The organism is Streptomyces sp. 1-11 (assembly GCF_007176755.1).
Lineage (GTDB): Bacteria > Actinomycetota > Actinomycetes > Streptomycetales > Streptomycetaceae > Streptomyces.
Genome location: NZ_BJTV01000005.1, coordinates 485,629 through 504,235, shown reverse-complemented (window position 1 = coordinate 504,235; position 18,607 = coordinate 485,629). Strand labels below are relative to the sequence as shown.

Here is an 18,607-nt window from a genome sequence, read left to right as displayed (position 1 = left end):
CTTTCCTCCGGGCGCTTCCCTTCGTTCTTGCGTTTCCGACTCTATCAGATCTTTTCTCGACCCGATTTCCTCGGTGCTTTCCAGGTTCCCGCTTCCGCGTTTCCCTTTCCGGCGGTTCCGACTTTATCAGAAGTTTTCGGCCGGTCTGACCGGCGCTCATTTCTGAGTAATTCGGATGGGTGCTTCACTCGATCGCGTCCGCGACTCGTTGGAAGCAAGTTAGATTCTAACGATCCGCCCTGAGCTTGTCCAGCTCTGGGCAACTGTTTGAATCTACCTCCCCACGCCCGCCGTGTCAACGGCTCTTGCGGGGTGATGGAGAGACTAGCAGCTCACAGGCCGTGGATGCACATCAGGCGGCCGTGGGCACGGTGGAGCTGCGTTCGGCCGCCTCGATGTCACCCGTCTGGCCGGCCCGTACCGCGCGGCGGCCGAGGACGAAGACGTACGCGAGGAAGGCCAGCTCAGCCGCGATCCCGATGCCGATCCGCGCCCAGGTGGGCAGGCCGGACGAGGTGACGAAGCCTTCGATGGCTCCGGAGACGAAGAGGACCAGTGCCAGGCCGATGGCCATGCCGATCGCGGCCCTGCCCTCCTCGGCGAGTGCGGCCCGGCGACTGCGCGGCCCCGGGTCGACGAGGGTCCAGCCCAGGCGCAGACCGGTGCCGGCGGCCACGAAGACCGCGGTCAGTTCGAGCAGACCGTGCGGAAGGACCAGACCGAGGAACGTGTCGAGGCGGCCGGCGGACGACATCAGACCGATGCCGACGCCCAGGTTGAGCATGTTCTCGAAGAGGATGAAGAGCACCGGCAGCCCGAGGAAGACGCCCAGGACCAGGCACATCGCGGCCGCCTGGGCGTTGTTCGTCCACACCTGGGCGGCGAAGGACGCCGCGGGGTGGCTCGAGTAGTAGGTCTCGTACTCGCCGCCGGGCCGGGTCAGCTCGCGCAGGTGGCTGGGGGCGGCGATGGCCGACTGCACCTCGGGGTGGGCGCCTATCCACCAGCCCAGAAGGATCGCGACGGCGGTGGAGACGAGCGCGGTGGGCACCCACCAGTGGCGCGCGCGGTAGACCGCGGCGGGGAAGCCCTGGCCCAGGAACCTCGTGACGTCCCGCCATGACGCGCGGCGGGCGCCGGTCACGGCGCTGCGCGCGCGTGCCACCAGCTGGCTGAGCCGGCCCGTCAGCTGGGGGTCGGGTGCGCTGGACTGGATGAGGGAGAGGTGGGTGGCGGTGCGCTGGTACAGGGCGACGAGCTCGTCCGCCTCGGCCCCGTTGAGCCGGCGGCCGCGGCGGAGCAGGGCGTCGAGGCGGTCCCATTCTGCTCGGTGTGCGGAGACGAAGACGTCCAGGTCCATGGGGTCCGCCTGCTCCTCGGCTGGTCGTCCACTGCTCGTCGTGGATGCTCCTGATGCCGTCAGCTTGTCGTACTGCGGCGCGATGCGCCCTCAGCTTGGCAGACTTGCGGTTCACGGGGCAGGCCAGGGGAAGGACGACGGGCGTGAGTGAGTTGGTGACCGGCGAGGCGGTGGCGCTCGAACTGCGGCCCGCGAAGCTGCCGAGCAGGGCGCTCGCGGTGCTGCTCGACCTGGTCGTGGCCGTGGTCGTGTACATCGGCGCGTCGCTGGCGCTGGTGGCGGCGACGTCGTCTCTGGACGAGGCCGCTCAGGTCGCGCTGTCGATCGCCACCTTCCTGCTGGTACTGGTCGGTGGGCCGATCGCGGTGGAGACGCTCAGTCATGGCCGTTCGCTGGGGAAGCTCGCGTTCGGGCTGCGTGTGGTGCGGGACGACGGTGGCCCCGTCCGGTTCCGGCACGCTCTTGTCCGCGGCGCCATCGGCGTAGTCGAGATCCTGATGACGTTCGGGGTGGTGGCCTGCATCGCCTCGCTGGTGTCGGCGCGGGGGCGGCGGCTCGGCGACGTGTTCGCGGGCACCCTCGTCGTACGCGAGCGGATCCCCGCCGGGCGTACCGGTCAGGTGCCGCCCCCGCCGCCCTGGCTCGCGGGGCGGTTCGCCGAGCTAGATCTGTCGGCCGTGCCGGACGGACTGTGGCTCGCGGTCCGGCAGTACCTGACGCGGATGCAGCAGCTCGACCCCCAGGTGTCCTGGGAGATGGCTCAGCGGCTCGGGGCCGACGTCGCGGCTCGCACGGGGGCCTCCGTGCCGCACGGCGAGCACCCTGCGGCTTTTCTGGCCGCCGTGGTCCAGGAACGGCAGTCTCGCGAGGCCAGGCGGGCCTTCGGCGGGGCCGGGTCCGTCGCGCCGGCGGGCTCGCCCGCACCCTTCGTCTCCGGGGACCCCGCCGAGGGCGCGGGTCCCTCGGCGGTCGGCGGTGGTGTGCCCGGTGGTTACCCTCCGCCCTGGCCCCGGCCGTCCGCGCCGGACACGCGTCAGGCTCCAGCCGACCGGCCGGCCACCGGATTCGCGCCGCCCGCCTGAGCGGCCGTCGGCGGACCGGCGGGCCGGCGGCTCAGTCGAACGCCGACGGCGGTGACTGAAGGTCCTCCAGCTCGATCCCGGGCGCGGACAGGACCACGTCCCCGGCGATGTGCACGGTGTGCCGTTCGCCCGTGTCCAGGGCTGTGACCTGGTACTCGTCCACGGTCAGGGGGCCGTTGTCAGTGGCGTGTGCTTCGCTGTCCAGCAAGGTCCAGGACTGGTCCAGGGTGCGGGGGGCGAGGACCGGGTCGGTGAAGGCGACCAGGCGCACGCGGGTTTCCGCGGAGGAGGGGGTGAGGCGCAGGAGACGGGCGGTGGCGACGAGGAACGCGGGGGACGTGCCGGTGAAGGCGTGGGCGCGCACATTGCCTTCGGTGGCATGGGTTCCGGTGGCGTCGGTGCGGACCCAGGTGACGCCGTCGAGGGCGGCGCCTCGCACCTGCCAGCCTCCCGCGTGCATCTCGAGGCGGATGGGGCGGCCGAGGTCGTCCAGAGCGAGGTCGACCGAACCCCGGTGATCGCCGGTGGGGGTGGTCAGCTGGGAGACGTAGCGCCAGCCCGAGGGGCCGGGCGCGCACTGGAAGTGCTCTTCGGCGAGGGGGGTGTGATCGTGCGGATCGTGGAGCGAATATCGGCCGCGGGGCATGGGGGTCCTGGATCTTGACGGGCCGGCGGTCCGGCTACGGCTGCTGGTCCGGCCCGAGGCCAAAGGGGCAGGCCCCCGGCACGGGGGTGCGGGGGCCTGCCTCTGCGGTTCTTCGGACCTGCCGCCGGAGAGCGGGGCGGTGCACCGGTGTGCTCCCCGGCGTGCGGGACCGTGGACTCAGTAGCGGTAGTGGTCCGACTTGTACGGGCCGTCGACCTCCACACCGATGTAGGAGGCCTGCTCGGGGCGCAGCTTGGTGAGCTTCACGCCGAGCGCGTCCAGGTGGAGGCGGGCGACCTTCTCGTCGAGGTGCTTGGGCAGCACGTAGACGCCGGTCGGGTACTCGTCGGGCTTGGTGAACAGCTCGATCTGGGCCAGGGTCTGGTCCGCGAAGGAGTTGGACATCACGAACGACGGGTGACCGGTGGCGTTGCCCAGGTTCAGCAGGCGGCCCTCGGACAGCACGATGATGACCTTGCCGTCGGGGAACTTCCAGGTGTGGACCTGCGGCTTGACCTCGTCCTTGACGATGCCCGGGATCTGGGCGAGGCCGGCCATGTCGATCTCGTTGTCGAAGTGGCCGATATTGCCGACGATGGCCTGGTGCTTCATCTTCGCCATGTCCGACGCGAGGATGATGTCCTTGTTGCCAGTGGTGGTGACGAAGATGTCGGCGGTCTCGACGACCTCGTCCAGGGTGGTGACCTGGTAGCCGTCCATCGCGGCCTGCAGGGCGCAGATCGGGTCGATCTCGGTGATGATCACTCGGGCGCCCTGGCCGCGCAGGGACTCCGCGCAGCCCTTGCCCACGTCGCCGTAGCCGCAGACGACGGCGGTCTTGCCGCCGATGAGGACGTCGGTGGCGCGGTTGATGCCGTCGACCAGGGAGTGGCGGCAGCCGTACTTGTTGTCGAACTTCGACTTGGTGACGGCGTCGTTGACGTTGATCGCCGGGAAGAGGAGGACGCCGTCGCGCTGCATCTCGTACAGGCGGTGGACGCCGGTGGTGGTCTCCTCGGTCACGCCGCGGATCTCCGAGGCGAGCTGGGTCCACTTCTGGGGGTTCTCACCCAGGGTGCGGTGCAGCAGCTGGAGGATGACGCGGTGCTCGTCGGACTCGGCGGTCTCCAGGCCGGGGACCTTGCCGTCCTTCTCGTACTCGACGCCCTTGTGGACGAGGAGGGTGGCGTCGCCGCCGTCGTCCAGGATCATGTTGGGGCCGCCGGTGGCGCTGTCCGGCCAGGTCAGCGCCTGCTCGGTGCACCACCAGTACTCCTCCAGGGTCTCGCCCTTCCAGGCGAAGACCGGGACGCCCTGCGGGGCGTCGGGGGTGCCGTCGGGGCCCACCGCGATGGCGGCGGCCGCGTGGTCCTGGGTGGAGAAGATGTTGCAGGAGGCCCAGCGGACCCGGGCGCCGAGGGCGACCAGGGTCTCGATGAGGACGGCGGTCTGCACGGTCATGTGCAGCGAGCCGGTGATGCGGGCGCCGGCGAGGGGCTGGGCCTCGGCGTACTCCTTGCGGAGCGCCATCAGGCCCGGCATCTCGTGCTCGGCGAGGGTGATCTCCTTGCGGCCGAACTCGGCCAGGGAGAGGTCGGCGACCTTGAAGTCCTGTCGGCTGTCGACAGTCGTCATTGCGAGCTGCTCCTCGGGGTTGGGTCGAGGTGGGTACGGCTGGTCTGCGCGGCGGCGGACACAGGGGTGCCCGAGAAGAGGACACAGGCATGCCCACGTGCGCGCAGCGCAGTCCGTCGGAGGCCCTCTCTCCCTCGGCCGGTCCGCCTGGGGACCGCCCGACCGCCATCAGCAGCGACGTCTGGCTCCGTCCCAAGCTACACCGGGAAGCGCGGCGACCCCCAGTCCGCCTTGGAAGAGTTCACGTCATCCGGGGGTGGGCGGGGCCTTCCTCGGTGAGGGCGGCCCCGGTCGCCGGGGCGGGAGTCAGTGGCCTGCGGCGTGCGGGTTGGGGCCGCCCGGGGTCGCCTCCGGGTCCGGGCCCTTGGCTGCCTCGGCCTCGCTGTAGATGTCGGGTTCCAGGTAGATCACGCGGGCGATGGGGACGGCGGCGCGGATGCGGGCCTCGGCCGCGTCGATGGCGTTGGCGACCTCGGTGGCCGTGTCGTCGTGCTGGACGGCGATCTTGGCGGCGACCAGCAGCTCCTCGGGGCCGAGGTGGAGCGTGCGCATGTGGATGACGCCGGTGACGGTGTCGCCGTCGACCATCGCGGCCTCGATCTTCTTGACCTCCTCGATGCCCGCGGCCTCGCCGAGCAGCAGCGACTTGGTCTCGGCGGCGAGCACCAGGGCGATGCAGACCAGCAGGACACCGATGCAGACGGTGCCGATGCCGTCCCAGACGCCGTCGCCGGTGAGCAGGGCGAGGCCGACGCCGCCGAGGGCGAGGACCAGGCCGATGAGCGCGCCGAAGTCCTCCAGCAGGACGACGGGCAGCTCGGGCGCCTTGGCGCGGCGGATGAACTGCGACCAGGACAGCTTGCCGCGCAGTTCGTTGGACTCCTTCATGGCCGTGCGGAAGGAGAAGCCCTCGGCGATGATCGCGAAGACCAGCACGCCCACCGGCCAGTACCAGTGCTCGACCGCGTGGGGGTGGGTGATCTTCTCGTAGCCCTCGTAGATGGCGAACATGCCGCCGAGGGAGAACAGGACGATCGAGACGAGGAACGCGTAGATGTAGCGCTCGCGGCCGTAGCCGAAGGGGTGCTGGGGGGTCGCCTCGCGCTGTGCCTTCTTGCCGCCGATCAGCAGCAGGAACTGGTTGCCCGAGTCGGCGACCGAGTGGACGCCTTCGGCGAGCATCGACGACGAGCCGCTGAACGCGAAGGCCACGAACTTCGATGCCGCGATCGCGAGGTTGGCGCCGAGTGCCGCCACGATCGCCTTGTTACCGCCTGACGCGCTCATGTGTCCGCGATGTCCCTTCGCCCTCGTCCGTCTACGCCGTCCAGGCGTGTGCCCGTTTTTGCCCGTGCTTTGCCGGTGGGCCATTGTTGCAGCCCGCCCGGGCGGCGCCGCGTCAGGTATCCACAGTCCCGGTCATACGATCACAGTGGCGCGGAAGACGGTGCCCGCACCGGAGACTTCGGCCTTCTCCCCGGCCGGGACGAAGACCGACTGACCGGGGGCCAGCTCGTGCTCACCGGCCCGGACGGACCCGGCCGTGCAGAGCAGGATCTGCGGGGTGTCGAGGGTGAGGTCGCGGGCGGTGCCGCCCTCGGACAGGACGTACCGGGAGAGCCGGAACTCGTCGATCGGGGTGTCGTAGACCTCCTCGCCGTCCGGGGCGGCCTCGGGGCGCAGCACGCCGGGGTCGCCCGCCTCGAAGCGGACGACGCGCAGCAGTTCGGGGACGTCGACGTGCTTCGGGGTGAGACCGCAGCGCAGCACGTTGTCGGAGTTGGCCATGATCTCGACGCCGAGGCCGTCGAGGTAGGCGTGCGGGATGCCGGCCCCGAGGAACAGCGCCTCGCCGGGCTTCAGGCGGACGTGGTTGAGGAGCATGGCCGCTATGACGCCGGGGTCGCCCGGGTAGTGGCGGGCGATGCCGGCGTAGGGGGCGTAGTCGCCGCCGAGGCGGGTGCAGGCGGCGGTGGCCTCGGCGACCGTGTGCGCCATCTCGTCCGGGTCGGCGCTGAGGACGGCGGTGAGGACCTCCCGCAGGGCCGTTTCCTCGGGGTGCGCGCGCAGCAGGCCGGCGTACGGCTTCAGGGAGTCGACGCCGAGCCCTTCGAGCAGGCCGGCCGCCTCGGCCGGGGCGCGGAAGCCGCACAGCCCGTCGAACTCGGTGAGCGCGCAGATCAGTTCGGGCTTGTGGTTGGCGTCCTTGTAGTTGCGGTGCGGGGCGTCGACGGGCACGCCGCGCCGCTCCTCGTCGGCGTAGCCCTCCCGGGCCTGCTCCAGGTCGGGGTGCACCTGGAGGGAGAGGGGCGCGCCCGCGGCGAGGATCTTGAGCAGGAACGGCAGCCGGGGGCCGAACCTCGCGACCGCCGCGGGGCCCAGTTCGCGCTCCGGATCCGCGTCGATCACCTCGACGAGCGTCCCGCGCGCGGTGCGCGAGGGAGCGCCCGGGTGGGCGCCCATCCACATCTCCGCCTGTGGTTCGCCGCTCGGTTCGACGCCGAGGAGGTGCGGGATGGCGGTGGTGGAACCCCAGGCGTAGGGGCGGACGGTGTTGTCGAGGCGGTCCATGTGGTTTCTCTGTCTCCGTACGTACGCTGCCCGGCGCCGGCGCCGGGGGGTGTGCCGGTTCCCGACCGGTGTGCCGGTGGCGGGCGCGGGCCGGCCGGTCCGGGCGGACCCGGGGCCGGCGCCCTGAGCAAGGTCAGGCCCTGGAAGCGAGCGCCAGGTAAACGGCGGCGAAATCCGTGACGGCGATCAGTTCCGCGAGGGTCTCCAGTTCGTCGCCCTCCTCCGGTTCGAGCTCGCTGATCGGCGTGTCGTGGCTGAGTGCGAGGTCACGGGCGGCGGGGGCGGCGGTCAGGCCGCCGATCGGACGGTCCCGGAGCAGCACCACGCGCGCGTGCATCGCGGGCGGCTCCTCCACGCGGTCGCGGAAGAAGTCGTCCGGGTCGGCGCTGGCGGCGAGCGGGCCGGCCAGCAGGGCGCTGTGCGCGGCGAGCGCCTCGGGGAGTTCGGCCACGAGGGCGGGGCGGCCGGCGAGTTCGGCGAGGGCGGCTGCGAAGCGGCGGCCGGCGGGTCCGGTCCCGGGGCCCTCCGTCCACACCACGGGGAGCGCGTCGGCGAGTTCGGCGGCGAGGGTCTTGGCCGGGTTGCTGTAGGCCGCGATGGCCGGGCCGCAGCGCTCGGCGATGTGGTCCAGGCGGTCGGCGACCTTCTCCAGGTGGTCCGGCGCCGCGCTGAGCAGGCCGATGCGGTCCAGCAGCGCCAGCAGCGGGGTGAACAGGGCCCAGAAGACGCCCGGGGAGGACGCGGCGAGGGGTTCTTCCTGGTCGTAGGGCGCCGTCGCCATCGGCACGAACATCCCGTGCGCGGCGGCGATCGCCTCGGCGAGCGGGGTGTCGGCCGGGGCGACGGCGACGACCGAGCAGCCTCGCCGGTAGGCCTGCTCGGCGAGCAGGGAGAGGCTGGGCTCGCTGCCGTCCGGGGTGGCGATGAGCAGCAGGTCGACGGAGCCGACCCAGCCCGGGATCTCCCAGCGCAGGGCGCCGGCGGCGGGGGCGACGCCGGTGGGGGCCAGCCTGATGACGGGGCTGCCGGGGCCCGCCAGGGTGCCGAGCAGGTCGGCGGTGTGGGTGGCGGCGGCGCCGGGGCCCGCGATCAGCACGGCGCGGGGGCGGCCGTCGGGCTCGAGACCGGCCACGCCGGCCTCGGCGGCGTGCCGGACGGCGGTGCGGACGCGGGCACCGGCCTCGGCCGCGCCGCGCAGCAGGCCGCGGCGGTCGGCGTCGGCGAGGCCCTCCGGGCTGTCGAGCAGCGATTCGTCGAGCATGGGCGGCAGCCTCCGGTCGCCGGGATCCTGTGCGGGGGTTCGAACGCGGGGGTGGGCGCCTCGCCGTGGCGCGGCGGTGGCTCGGTTACTCGGGGCGGCGGGCCTCGTCGACGAGCAGGACCGGGATGCCGTCGCGGACCGGGTATGCCAGGCCGCAGTCCTGCCCGGTGCAGATCAGCTCGGTGTCCTGCTCCTTGAGGGGGGCGTGACAGGCGGGGCAGGCGAGGATCTCCAGGAGGCCGGCTTCGAGCGGCATGAGGGTGTCCCTTCGGGGCGGATGTTCTGTTGCCGATGTGCTGGTCAGCGTACCGCTGGTGGCGGGGGCGGGGCGGGCCCGCGGGGGCGGCCGGGGCCCGCCGCGCCCGCTGCGGCCGTCCGCCCGGGCCGGGCGGCCGGCTCAGGCCCTGATGATCGCGAGGGCCTCGTCGCGGATCCTGGTCATCGTCGCCTCGTCCTTCGCCTCCGCGTTCAGGCGCAGCAGCGGCTCCGTGTTGGACGGGCGGACGTTGAACCACCAGTCGGCGGCGGAGACCGTGAGGCCGTCGAGGTCGTCGAGGGTGACGTCCGGGCGGCCCGCGTAGGCGGCGCGGATCGCGGCGAGGCGGGCGGCCTGGTCCGCGACGGTGGAGTTGATCTCGCCGGAGCCCGCGTAGCGGTCGTACTGGGCGGTCAGGGCGGAGAGGGGGCCTTCCTGGCCGCCGAGGGCCGCGAGGACGTGGAGGGCGGCCAGCATGCCCGTGTCGGCGTTCCAGAAGTCCTTGAAGTAGTAGTGGGCGGAGTGCTCGCCGCCGAAGATCGCGCCGGAGCGGGCCATCTCGGCCTTGATGAAGGAGTGCCCGACACGGGTGCGGACCGGGGTGCCGCCGTTCTCCCGCACCACCTCCGGGACGGTGCGGGAGGTGATCAGGTTGTGGATGACGGTGCCCCGGCCGCCGGAGCGGGACAGCTCGCGCGCCGCGACCAGCGCGGTGATCGCGGACGGGGAGACGGGGTCGCCGTTCTCGTCCACGACGAAGCAGCGGTCGGCGTCGCCGTCGAAGGCGATGCCGAGGTCCGCGCCCTCCGCCGGGACCCGCTTCTGCAGGTCCACGATGTTGGCCGGGTCGAGGGGGTTGGCCTCGTGGTTCGGGAAGGTGCCGTCCAGTTCGAAGTACATCGGGACGAGGGTCAGGGGCAGGCCGGCGAAGACCGTGGGGACGGTGTGGCCGCCCATGCCGTTGCCCGCGTCGACGACGACCTTCAGGGGCCGGACGGCGGTCAGGTCGACGAGGGAGCGGAGGTGGGCCGCGTAGTCCTGCAGCGTCTCGCGCGTGGTGAGGGTTCCCGGCTCGGCGGCCGGTCGCGGGGCGCCCGACTCCAGCCACCGCTCGACGAGTTCGCGGATCTGCGCCAGGCCCGTGTCCTGGCCGACCGGGGCGGCGCCGGCGCGGCACATCTTGATGCCGTTGTACCGCGCGGGGTTGTGGGAGGCGGTGAACATCGCGCCCGGGAGGTTCAGCGCGCCGGAGGCGTAGTAGAGCTGGTCCGTCGAGCACAGACCGATCTCGGTGACGTCCACCCCGCGGTCGGCCGCCCCGCGCGCGAAGGCGCGGGAGAGGCCGGGGGACGAGGGGCGCATGTCGTGGCCGACGACGACGGCCGTCGCGTCCGTCACCTCGGCGAAGGCGGCGCCGAAGAGGGCGGCCAGTGGCTCGTCCCACTGGTCCGGGACCACTCCGCGTACGTCGTACGCCTTCACGATCTGCGACAGATCAGCAGTCACGGCCAACCCTCCTGAAGTCCTATGGGTGCCCACAAACTACCCGTCGCTGGTGAGAGGCAGGTGTGCGGACACCCGGCGGGCGGGCAAGTGGCCGACGGGCGGCGAGTGGTGGCCGTGGGTCGCCCCGGTGGGTGCGGGATCGGTTCTCCGCCGGATGCGGAGTCAGTTGTCCGGCGAGCGCAGGATGCGCAGGTGCCCGCGGCGGGCCACTTCCATCGGGTCCGGGGTGCGGGCTCCGCCGCCCGCCTCGGCCGCCCGCTGCTGGGGGCGGGCCGCCTCGCGCACGGCGTTGGCAAGCGCTTCCAGGTCGTCTCCGCTGGGCCGCGCGGGAGCGGAGCCGTCGAGGAGGCGGACGACCTCCCAGCCACGGGGCGCGGTGAGGCGCTCGGAGTGCTCGGCGCACAGGTCGTAGCAGTGGGGTTCGGCGTAGGTGGCGAGCGGGCCGAGGACCGCGGTCGAGTCGGCGTAGACGTACGTCAGCGTCGCGACGGCGGGTCGGCCGCAGGCGGTGCGCGAACAGCGACGTACAGGGCTCACGCTGATGGACGGTACCGCACTCTTGAGCGGGCCGCGACGACTCTGCTCCAGGTCACGCCACCGTGTCGTACTTTGAGACGCCACGCGGGCCTCCTCGAACAGGCCTTGCTGACCTGCGCGTACGGGGTCGGGCGGAGTTCGGGGCGGGGAACGTTCCGGTCATGAGTCGGCACAAACACCGTCAATTGCCTTGAGTTCACCGGTCTCGGAGAGTTACGGAAACGAGCCAGACCTTGGCCGGAATGGTCAACCTGTGTCACGTCCGGTGACATGTGCTCGTCCTGCCGCGGGACGGGGGACGCCGGTGGCCGGTTGCCGCGTGGGGCCGGGCGGGTGGAGCGTGCGGGGACTAGGCTTCTGCGGTGATGGACAACCGTGTACCGCCCCGTGCCACCGGCCCCGGGCCCCGTCGCCGTGATCGTCACGGGCGGGGCATGCGAGGGCCGATCGCGCCGCCTCAGGTGCCGCTGGCGGCCAGCCGCGCCGAGGTGTTCGCGGACCTGGTGCAGGACTCCGTTGAGCGTCTCGAGCGGCGGTGGCCGCAACTGGCCGACATGGACTTCATGGTGCTCGAGGTGCCCCGGCTGGAGGGGCGCGGCACGGACGTGTGGAGCGACGAGGCCGTTCCGCTCGGCGGGGTCGTTCCCGCGCGGGACGGACGGCGGGCCCGGGTCGTGGTGTACCGGCGGCCGGTGGAGATCCGGACCAAGGGGCGGGACGAGCGGGCCGCGTTGGTGCACGAGGTCGTGGTGGAGCAGGTGGCGGAGTTGCTGGGGCTGACGCCCGAGACGGTCGATCCCCGGTACGGCGAGGACTGAGCCGGGCTGCCTGCCGCGGGCCTGCCCTGTGGGCGCCCGGGTCCACGCCGGCGCCCGTGCCCGGCGCTGCGGCGGCCCGGTGCGCGCGTCGGGCCGCCGCAGCCGGGCCGGGGTCACTTCTGGAGCAGGGACAGGTCCTCGGTCGTCCGGGGCACTGAGACCAGGCCCCGGTCGGTGGGGAGGGTCTGGATGGTGAAGGCGGGGACGCCGGCCGCCGTGGAGGTGAGGGTGCGGGAGGCGTAGAGGGGGCCTCCGGAGACGGGTTCCACGGTCAGGGCGTAGGTGCCCTTCAGACCGGACGGCGTGAGGGCCGGGACGTCCAGCGTGGTGCCGGACTTGACGGTGTAGGTCTTCGTGACCGGGGCGCCGCCCTCGCTGCCCGCCGAGGCCGTGACCCTGACCGTGCTGGTCGCCGTGGGGGCCGTCAGGGAGAGGGTCGAGGTCTTGCCGCGGTTGTCCGCCGAGGTCGCCCGCTTGCCGACGGGGGCCGTGGCGGGGATGAAGGCCGTCTCCTGCTTGGCTCCCTTGCCCCGGACCACCCGCAGCGCCGCCACCACCGGCACGGACTGGTCGGTGGGCGTGAGCACCAGGGAGCCCGCCTCGCCGCGGGTGACGTCGCCGAGGTCGGCCGCGGTCGTCATGCCGGCCTTGACGTGCAACGTCTCGTTGCCCGCCGGGGTGATCAGACCGTCGGGCGAGGCCAGCCGGATCTTGAGGTCCGCGTCGGCGTCGCCGGGAGTGAAGGCGATCAGGCGGACGTCGGTGGCGTCCTTCGGGATGCCGGGCAGCACCAGGCCGGCGGACGGGTCGTCGGCGGCGGCCAGCCAGTCGCCGCCCACCTTGTCGTCCAGGGCCTGCACCGCCGCGCCGACCCGGCCGCTGCGCACGCTGACGTGGACGGTGAGGTCCGTCTGCCGTTCGTCGGTGAGCGTGGACAGCAGGATCGGCTCGCTCCCGTGCGGGGGGATCGTGAAGCCGTCCGGCACCGAGGACTTGATCGCGCCGTCCTTGCCGTACAGCTCGATGTCGACGACGGCGGCGGAGTCCTCGGGGTTGGTCAGGTGCACGTAGTCGGTGCGGTCGGCGGCCGTGCTGGCGCCCGGGAACCAGAACTCGGTGTCGGGGGCGGTGCAGTTGACGCCCTGCAGTCCCCGGCCCGTGCCCGCGACCACCTCGGTGGTCTCCTGCACGGTCCAGCCGGGGGCGTACTTGCCGTCGGCGGTGCCGACCTGTGCGGGAGTGTCGGCGCCGGAGGTGTCGCCGGTGGCCGGGGTGCCGGGGCTCTTCGGGGTGAGGACGGGTGCGGCGGGCTTCTTCCCGGCGCCCTTCTTGGACCCGCTCGTGCCGTCCGCCGACTGCTCGGTGGCCGCCTGGAGTTGGGCCTTGCCGCCGCTCGCCGTGCCCTTGGTGACGGGCGTGAACGACGTGTACGAGGTGTCGGCGATGTCGGAGGAGCTCGGCGCCGGGCACAGCAGGCTGGTCCGCTCCACGGGCAGCTCGGCGGCCGCCGTGGCCGGGTCCGCGCCGGGGGCGGCCGGTGTGTCGAGCGCGGCGAAGGCGGTGACGGCGGCCAGCGCGGTCGTGCAGGCGATCAGGGACAGGGTGGTGCGGTTCACTGCTGGCTCCCGTCGGGGCGCTCGCTGCCGGTGCCGTACTGCTGCTGGGCCGGGTCGTAACCGTGCTGGTACGCCTGCTCGTCGTACGCCTGCTGCTCGGGCGTGCCGCCGTAGGCGTAGGGGTCGTACTGGCCGTTCTGGTAGGGGTCGGGCTGGTACGCCTGCTGGTCGTAGCCCTCGCCCTGGTACTGGCCGGCGCCGTGGTACTGGCCGGTGCCGTAACCGGCGTACTCGCCGCCCGCGTAGTCCCAGTCGCCGTACGCCGGCTGCTGGGGGACGGCGGCCGCCGGGGTCTCCTCGGGAACGGCCGCGGGGGCCTCCTGCGGAGCGGGCGGCACGCTGTCGGGGCCGGGCTGCTCCGGGACGGCCGCCTCCTCGGCCTGGGCGCGCAGCCGGCGGGCACGGCGGCCCTCGCCGGAGGCGTCCTGGGCGGGCAGCGGCTGCTCCTCGGGCAGGTCGTCGTCGATGTCGCGGCGGCGGCCGGGCAGGGCGAGGACGACCAGGACGAGGGCGAGCGCGCCCTGGACCCACAGCCAGGCGGTGTGGGTGACCGGGTCGTCGTGCACGACGTCCAGCCGACCGCCGTCGGCCGGCAGCCGGAAGCCCTGCGCCCAGCCGTCGACCGTGGTGCGGGTGAGCGGCCTGCCGTCCAGGGTGGCCGTCCAGCCGTCGGAGACGGCGTCGGCCAGGCGCAGGACGCGGCCGCGGGATCCTGCCGGGATGGTGGTGTGGATCTCCACCGGTCCGGCGGCGACGGACTGGGCGGTGCCGGTGCCGCCCGCGGGCACGATGGTGGCGCGGGAGACCTGCCGGCCGACGCGCCACAGGGCGCTGCCGTCCTGCTGGCTGAGCCGGCTGAGCCCGGGGGTGGCGTCGAGGACGCGGGTGATCTCGCGGGGTGCGCCCTTGTGGACGAGGACGTACCGCACGGCGAAGCCGCCGAGCTGGCCCGCCTGGTCGGCGCCGGAGCCCGCCACCAGGTTGGCGACGACCTTGTCGAGCCTGGCGTTCTCCCCGTCGGTGGCGGCGAGTTCGGCGTCTCCCATGCGGGCGCCGGAGCCGCGGACCAGGCTGTAGCGCACGTGTGCGGTGGATTCGCTGTCCAGGACCAGGGTGCGGGCCTGGTCGCGGGTGGCGGCGTCCTCGGCGACGAACGCGGGAACCTGCACCGGGTCGCGGCGCTCCAGCGGGCCGTCGGCGCCGCCGATCATCCAGCCGGCGGCGACGAGCAGCGGGCCCGCGGCGGAGGCGAAGGCGATCAGGGCGGCGACGGGCTGGCGCCAGCCGAAGCTCTGCTCAGCCACGCGCGCGCGTGCCCCGTCGGCGCCCAGGGCCGCGGCGGCCAGCAGGGCGATGCCGTAGACGAGGGTGGCCGGGCCGGCCCAGGCGGAGCGGTTGGACAGGACGGCGAAGACCAGGCCGACCAGGGCGGCGGCCCAGGCGGTCCGGATGCCCAACTGGCGCTCGGAGCGCAGCAGCGCGGCCAGGGCGGCCAGGACGATGCCGATGAGCATCAGGCCGTCGACGGTGCCGGGACCGCCGGGACCGGCGCCGAGCAGGTCGAGCGCGGAGGCGCTGGAGCCGCCGTACTCCAGGCCCGCCTCGGTGAAGAAGCCGGTCGGGAGCAGGGTCAGCGACCAGGGGGCGAGGACCAGCAGCGGGGTGCCGAGCTGGGCCAGGAAGCGCAGGAGGTGGGCGACGAGGTCGCCGCGGCGCAGGACCAGCACGCCGATGCCGAGGATCAGCGCGATGGGCCAGACGATCGGGGTGAACGCGGTGGTGACGGTCAGCAGCAGCGCGTACGCCCAGGTGGCGCGCCAGCTTCCGCGCGCGCCGGAGGCGTGGGTGAGACCGCTCGCGGCGATGCCCGCGCGCGCGATGAGCGGCAGCAGCACGGCGAGGACGGCGGTGCCGATGCGGCCGCCGGCCAGCGCGCCGGTGGCGGCGGGCAGGAAGGCGTAGGCGATCGCGGCCCAGGCGCGCAGCAGGCGGGAGGTGACGAGGGGCCGGGAGGCGAAGTAGGCGGTGAGGCCGGCCAGGGGGACCGAGCAGACCAGCAGCACGGTGACGGCGAGCCCGGTGGAGCCGAACAGGATCGAGGCGAGCGTCGCGACGATGGCGAGGTAGGGCGGTGCGGCGGCGGTGCCGCCGGCGCCCACCGGGTGCCAGGCGTCCAGGTAGCGGGACCAGAGGTCGCCGGCGCTCGCCGGGGCGGGCAGCAGGGCGCCGCCCGCGAGGGCGCCGCCGCCGAGCAGGGCGCGGCAGGCGACGAGGGAGACCAGGAGCAGCCCCAGGAAGAGGACCGGGCCCGGCTTGCGGGCGATCCGCTTCAGCCGGGCGAACTGCTCGATCTCCAGGAAGTCGGCGTCGTCGCCGCCGGGCCCGGACTCCACGGCGCCGCCGTGCCGGCCGGCGGAGGAGGTGTCGGTGTCGGAGCCGTTGGAGAAGTTGCCCGCGATCTGCTCCACGGTGGCGCGGATGGTCGCGCCCGGGGGCGGGAAGAGCCGGCGCAGCTCCGTCCTGTCGATCTGGGAGGGGCCGCGGCGGCGCCGTCCGGCGAGGATCCGCTCGGGCCGCAGCAGGGTGCCCAGCAGACCGCGGATCTCGTCGACGGCCTGCCCGGGGACCTTGCCCACGAGGTAGGCGACGGTCCGAAGGAGGGTGCCGAGGACGAGCCGCAGCAGCACCCAGGGCAGCGCGGCCGTGCGGACGTTGACGAGCAGGGTGTAGATGGCGCCGGCCTTGTCGACCTTGTGCGGGGAGGCGGCGGTGCGGCCCACGCAGTCGACGGTGCGGCGCTCGCGGGAGGCCGCCTCGGCGTGCCGTACGACCGCCTCGGGGGCGACGAGGACCCGGTGGCCGGCCGCGTGCGCCCGCCAGCACAGGTCGACGTCGTCGCGCATCAGGGGCAGCCGGCGGTCGAATCCGCCGAGCTGCTCGAAGACGTCGCGGCGCACCAGCATGCCGGCGGTGGACACGGACAGTACGGTGCGGACGTGGTCGTGCTGGCCCTGGTCCTGTTCCCGGCGGTCGAGACCCGTCCAGCGGCGGCCGGAGTTGGCGATGGAGACGCCGACCTCCAGCAGTTGCCTGCGGTCGTACCAGCCGCGCAGCTTGGGTCCGACGATCGCCACGTCTTCGCGGCCGAGTTCGAGTTCGTTGTCGACGACCCTGAGCAGCTGGGCGAGGGCGTCGGGTTCGGGGGCGCAGTCGTCGTGCAGCAGCCAGAGCCACTGGATGGGTTCGCCGTGGGGCAGTTCGGGCAGGTCGTAGGCGTCGTCGCGCCACGAGCGCGTGACCGGGTCCCAGCCGCTGGGGCGCCTGAGGTACGGCAGTTCGTCCGGGGTGAGGAGGGGGGCGACGCGGGTCGCCTCCTCCACCGCCTGTCCGAAGCCGGTGCGGCGGGCCAGGTGCAGCACGCGGTCGTCACCGAGGGCCTCGGCGACCAGCCGGGCGGAGTCGTCCGCGCTGCCGGTGTCGGCCGCCACCGCGTTCTGGACGGGGCGTTCCTGGCCGAGCAGCCCGGCCAGCGCGTCGGGCAGCCAGCGGGCGCCGTCGTGGGAGACGAGGACCGCGGTCACCACATGACGCGGGAACTCAGGGTGGGCAGCCGGGTCTTGAGCTGCTGTTTGGCTGTGCACGGACATCGAGGTACGGGCCCCGGTTCGATGGACTGCGGTGGACGCCTGTGCCCCGAGGGGACAGCGGTGCGTCTCGGACGAGCGACCACACTATCGGCTGACCATGACGACGGCCCGCCGCCTGTGGACAACCCACGGGCGACGGGCCGTTCGTGACATCCGCGGGGCCGCGGTCCGGCCGCTCGGCGGTGCGGTGACCGGAGGGTGGCCGGCCGCCGGTCAGACGGCGGCCTTCTTCAGCCGGCGGCGCTCACGCTCGGACAGACCGCCCCAGATGCCGAAGCGCTCGTCGTTGGCGAGGGCGTACTCGAGGCATTCGGAGCGCACCTCGCAGGCGAGGCAGACCTTCTTCGCCTCTCTCGTCGAGCCGCCCTTCTCCGGGAAGAAGGACTCGGGGTCGGTCTGGGCGCACAGTGCGCGCTCCTGCCAGCCGAGTTCCTCGTCCGCGTCGTCGACCAGCAGTTGCTGCACCAGCTCGGTCATGTGCGCCCCTCGTCTGTCTTCACGTCTCCCCGTGCGTAGCCGCTACCGATTTCGGCTGAACGACACGAGTGAAATTACAAGTGTGCTGCTCCGGGCGAGTCAAGCCGAGATCTGCTATTGAGCCCGTTATTCACTCTGCGGAACCAAGGCCATGCGGAAAGTGTTCAAATCGGCATAAACCCTGACACGCAGAACGAGGGCCAGAGGGGCGGCGAACCCGCACAGGCCTCTGTACGAAGAAGGACGCCCCCGCGTTCGATCTCGTTCCGGCGAGGCTCGAGCGCTCGGTTGTGCGCCATGTGTCCCGGGATCCGGGTGAACAAACCTTTCACCTGACAGATGAACCGGATGAGGTGAACCATGTCGCACTTTCCGGGCGTCGAGTTGACAGCCCGAGTGTGAACCGGTGTCCTATTGGGCATGCTCGCGAACTTGGCACCCGCATCGACCCGCACCGCCGGGTCCCTCGGTGCCGCACGCGCGCGCTGTAGCTGTTGTTGCTGTCCCAGCTGTTGAGCCCATCGCGCTCCGGCTGCTCCCGAGCCCATCCCGGCCCGGCCGCGTTCCCCTGTCCCTGAACTCCACCCGGGACATCTCTCCTCGCCCGTGACCCGGGCGGACGCAGAGCGACACCCAGCCCCCACTCCCGCCGAGGAACCCCCTCACGCTATGAACAGCGACAACGACCTCCAGATCGCCGGCGACATCCTCGAAGTCCCGCACCTGCTCCAGCCGCCGCGCGAGCACCCCGCCACCGTCGCCGAGTTCGTGGGCCTCGCCCGCGCCATCGCCGCCGACCGCGCCCAGTGGGCGCACCTCGTCCGCTACGACGCCACCACCCGCTGGTACCACCGGCTGCGCACCGGCCCCGGCTACGAGGTGTGGCTGCTTTCCTGGGTGCCCGGCCAGGGCAGCGGGACGCACGGCCACGGCCGCTCCTCCGGTGTCCTCACCGTCCTCGAGGGGACGCTGACCGAGCGCACGGAGCGGGGCACGCGCGCGCTGGCGGCCGGCGCCCAGCGGGTGTTCGCGCCGGGTTACGCGCACGAGGTGCTGAACGACGCCCTGGAGCCGGCGGTGAGCCTGCACGTGTACTACCCGGGCCTGACCGAGATGCCGATGCACTCCTCGCCGCACTGCGAGGCCCGGACCGAGCCGCGTCCGGTGACTGCCTGACACGATGTCGCACCCGCCT

The 18,607-nt window shown here is 72.9% G+C and carries 15 protein-coding genes; 3 read left to right on the top strand and 12 right to left on the bottom strand.

What is annotated here, in order from left to right; all coding sequences use genetic code 11:
• Nucleotides 1-352 precede the first annotated feature (352 nt).
• The gene (locus TNCT1_RS14175) at nt 353-1,360 is read right to left on the bottom strand and encodes a stage II sporulation protein M (protein WP_143631468.1); all 1,008 of its coding nucleotides are present in this window, start codon (nt 1,358-1,360) and stop codon (nt 353-355) included.
• 143 nt (nt 1,361-1,503) lie between these two features.
• Between TNCT1_RS14175 and TNCT1_RS14170 the strand changes: the two genes are divergently transcribed.
• The gene (locus TNCT1_RS14170) at nt 1,504-2,442 is read left to right on the top strand and encodes an RDD family protein (protein WP_143631465.1); all 939 of its coding nucleotides are present in this window, start codon (nt 1,504-1,506) and stop codon (nt 2,440-2,442) included.
• A 31-nt stretch (nt 2,443-2,473) separates the two neighbouring features.
• Here the strand turns inward: TNCT1_RS14170 and TNCT1_RS14165 are convergent, their stop codons facing one another.
• The 8 genes from TNCT1_RS14165 to TNCT1_RS14130 form a co-directional block, all read right to left on the bottom strand.
• On the bottom strand, nt 2,474-3,088 hold the full coding sequence (locus tag TNCT1_RS14165) for a hypothetical protein (protein WP_143631462.1): 615 nt from the start codon (nt 3,086-3,088) through the stop codon (nt 2,474-2,476).
• Between the two features lie 177 nt (nt 3,089-3,265).
• Nucleotides 3,266-4,723: an adenosylhomocysteinase gene (gene ahcY, locus TNCT1_RS14160; protein WP_143631459.1), complete on the bottom strand. Its 1,458-nt coding sequence runs from the start codon at nt 4,721-4,723 to the stop codon at nt 3,266-3,268.
• Between the two features lie 306 nt (nt 4,724-5,029).
• The gene (locus TNCT1_RS14155) at nt 5,030-6,010 is read right to left on the bottom strand and encodes a cation diffusion facilitator family transporter (RefSeq protein WP_143631456.1); all 981 of its coding nucleotides are present in this window, start codon (nt 6,008-6,010) and stop codon (nt 5,030-5,032) included.
• Nucleotides 6,011-6,142: 132 nt separating this feature from the next.
• Nucleotides 6,143-7,294, bottom strand: a complete 1,152-nt coding sequence (manA, locus tag TNCT1_RS14150) for a mannose-6-phosphate isomerase, class I (RefSeq protein ID WP_143631452.1) — start codon at nt 7,292-7,294, stop codon at nt 6,143-6,145.
• 133 nt (nt 7,295-7,427) lie between these two features.
• Nucleotides 7,428-8,555, bottom strand: coding sequence for an SIS domain-containing protein (locus TNCT1_RS14145; RefSeq protein ID WP_143631448.1), 1,128 nt, complete (start codon nt 8,553-8,555; stop codon nt 7,428-7,430).
• Between the two features lie 85 nt (nt 8,556-8,640).
• The gene (locus TNCT1_RS14140) at nt 8,641-8,811 is read right to left on the bottom strand and encodes a Trm112 family protein (RefSeq protein WP_014673093.1); all 171 of its coding nucleotides are present in this window, start codon (nt 8,809-8,811) and stop codon (nt 8,641-8,643) included.
• Nucleotides 8,812-8,952: 141 nt separating this feature from the next.
• Nucleotides 8,953-10,317, bottom strand: coding sequence for a phosphomannomutase/phosphoglucomutase (locus tag TNCT1_RS14135; protein ID WP_143631446.1), 1,365 nt, complete (start codon nt 10,315-10,317; stop codon nt 8,953-8,955).
• Between the two features lie 162 nt (nt 10,318-10,479).
• Nucleotides 10,480-10,854 (bottom strand): DUF3499 domain-containing protein, encoded by a 375-nt coding sequence (locus TNCT1_RS14130; protein WP_216856618.1) that lies wholly within the window; start codon nt 10,852-10,854, stop codon nt 10,480-10,482.
• A 434-nt stretch (nt 10,855-11,288) separates the two neighbouring features.
• On the opposite strand from TNCT1_RS14130, the gene TNCT1_RS14125 reads away from it, so the two are divergent.
• Nucleotides 11,289-11,672, top strand: coding sequence for a metallopeptidase family protein (locus tag TNCT1_RS14125; protein WP_143631443.1), 384 nt, complete (start codon nt 11,289-11,291; stop codon nt 11,670-11,672).
• Nucleotides 11,673-11,785: 113 nt separating this feature from the next.
• On the opposite strand, the gene TNCT1_RS14120 is transcribed toward TNCT1_RS14125, so the two are convergent.
• The 3 genes from TNCT1_RS14120 to TNCT1_RS14110 all read right to left on the bottom strand — a co-directional run bounded on the left by TNCT1_RS14120 (nt 11,786) and on the right by TNCT1_RS14110 (nt 17,412).
• Nucleotides 11,786-13,288 (bottom strand): DUF5719 family protein, encoded by a 1,503-nt coding sequence (locus TNCT1_RS14120; RefSeq protein WP_143631440.1) that lies wholly within the window; start codon nt 13,286-13,288, stop codon nt 11,786-11,788.
• The gene (locus TNCT1_RS14115; protein WP_143631437.1) at nt 13,285-16,935 is read right to left on the bottom strand and encodes a glycosyltransferase; all 3,651 of its coding nucleotides are present in this window, start codon (nt 16,933-16,935) and stop codon (nt 13,285-13,287) included. The genes TNCT1_RS14120 and TNCT1_RS14115 overlap by 4 nt, the downstream gene beginning before the upstream one ends.
• A gap of 213 nt (nt 16,936-17,148) precedes the next feature.
• The gene (locus TNCT1_RS14110) at nt 17,149-17,412 is read right to left on the bottom strand and encodes a WhiB family transcriptional regulator (protein ID WP_003975777.1); all 264 of its coding nucleotides are present in this window, start codon (nt 17,410-17,412) and stop codon (nt 17,149-17,151) included.
• 669 nt (nt 17,413-18,081) lie between these two features.
• Between TNCT1_RS14110 and TNCT1_RS14100 the strand changes: the two genes are divergently transcribed.
• A complete protein-coding gene (locus tag TNCT1_RS14100) occupies nt 18,082-18,588 on the top strand; it encodes a cysteine dioxygenase family protein (RefSeq protein ID WP_143631432.1) in 507 nt (168 codons plus the stop codon).
• Nucleotides 18,589-18,607: the final 19 nt, after the last annotated feature.

Bases quoted from the DNA above. Each gene is read 5' to 3' on its own strand.
- TNCT1_RS14110 (WP_003975777.1), bottom strand. From the start codon at position 17,412: ATGACCGAGCTGGTGCAGCAACTGCTGGTCGACGACGCGGACGAGGAA.
- ahcY (WP_143631459.1), bottom strand. From the start codon at position 4,723: ATGACGACTGTCGACAGCCGACAGGACTTCAAGGTCGCCGACCTCTCC.
- TNCT1_RS14140 (WP_014673093.1), bottom strand. From the start codon at position 8,811: ATGCCGCTCGAAGCCGGCCTCCTGGAGATCCTCGCCTGCCCCGCCTGT.
- manA (WP_143631452.1), bottom strand. From the start codon at position 7,294: ATGGACCGCCTCGACAACACCGTCCGCCCCTACGCCTGGGGTTCCACC.
- TNCT1_RS14165 (WP_143631462.1), bottom strand. From the start codon at position 3,088: ATGCCCCGCGGCCGATATTCGCTCCACGATCCGCACGATCACACCCCC.
- TNCT1_RS14125 (WP_143631443.1), top strand. From the start codon at position 11,289: ATGCGAGGGCCGATCGCGCCGCCTCAGGTGCCGCTGGCGGCCAGCCGC.
- TNCT1_RS14155 (WP_143631456.1), bottom strand. From the start codon at position 6,010: ATGAGCGCGTCAGGCGGTAACAAGGCGATCGTGGCGGCACTCGGCGCC.
- TNCT1_RS14100 (WP_143631432.1), top strand. From the start codon at position 18,082: ATGAACAGCGACAACGACCTCCAGATCGCCGGCGACATCCTCGAAGTC.
- TNCT1_RS14145 (WP_143631448.1), bottom strand. From the start codon at position 8,555: ATGCTCGACGAATCGCTGCTCGACAGCCCGGAGGGCCTCGCCGACGCC.
- TNCT1_RS14175 (WP_143631468.1), bottom strand. From the start codon at position 1,360: ATGGACCTGGACGTCTTCGTCTCCGCACACCGAGCAGAATGGGACCGC.
- TNCT1_RS14115 (WP_143631437.1), bottom strand. From the start codon at position 16,935: ATGTCCGTGCACAGCCAAACAGCAGCTCAAGACCCGGCTGCCCACCCT.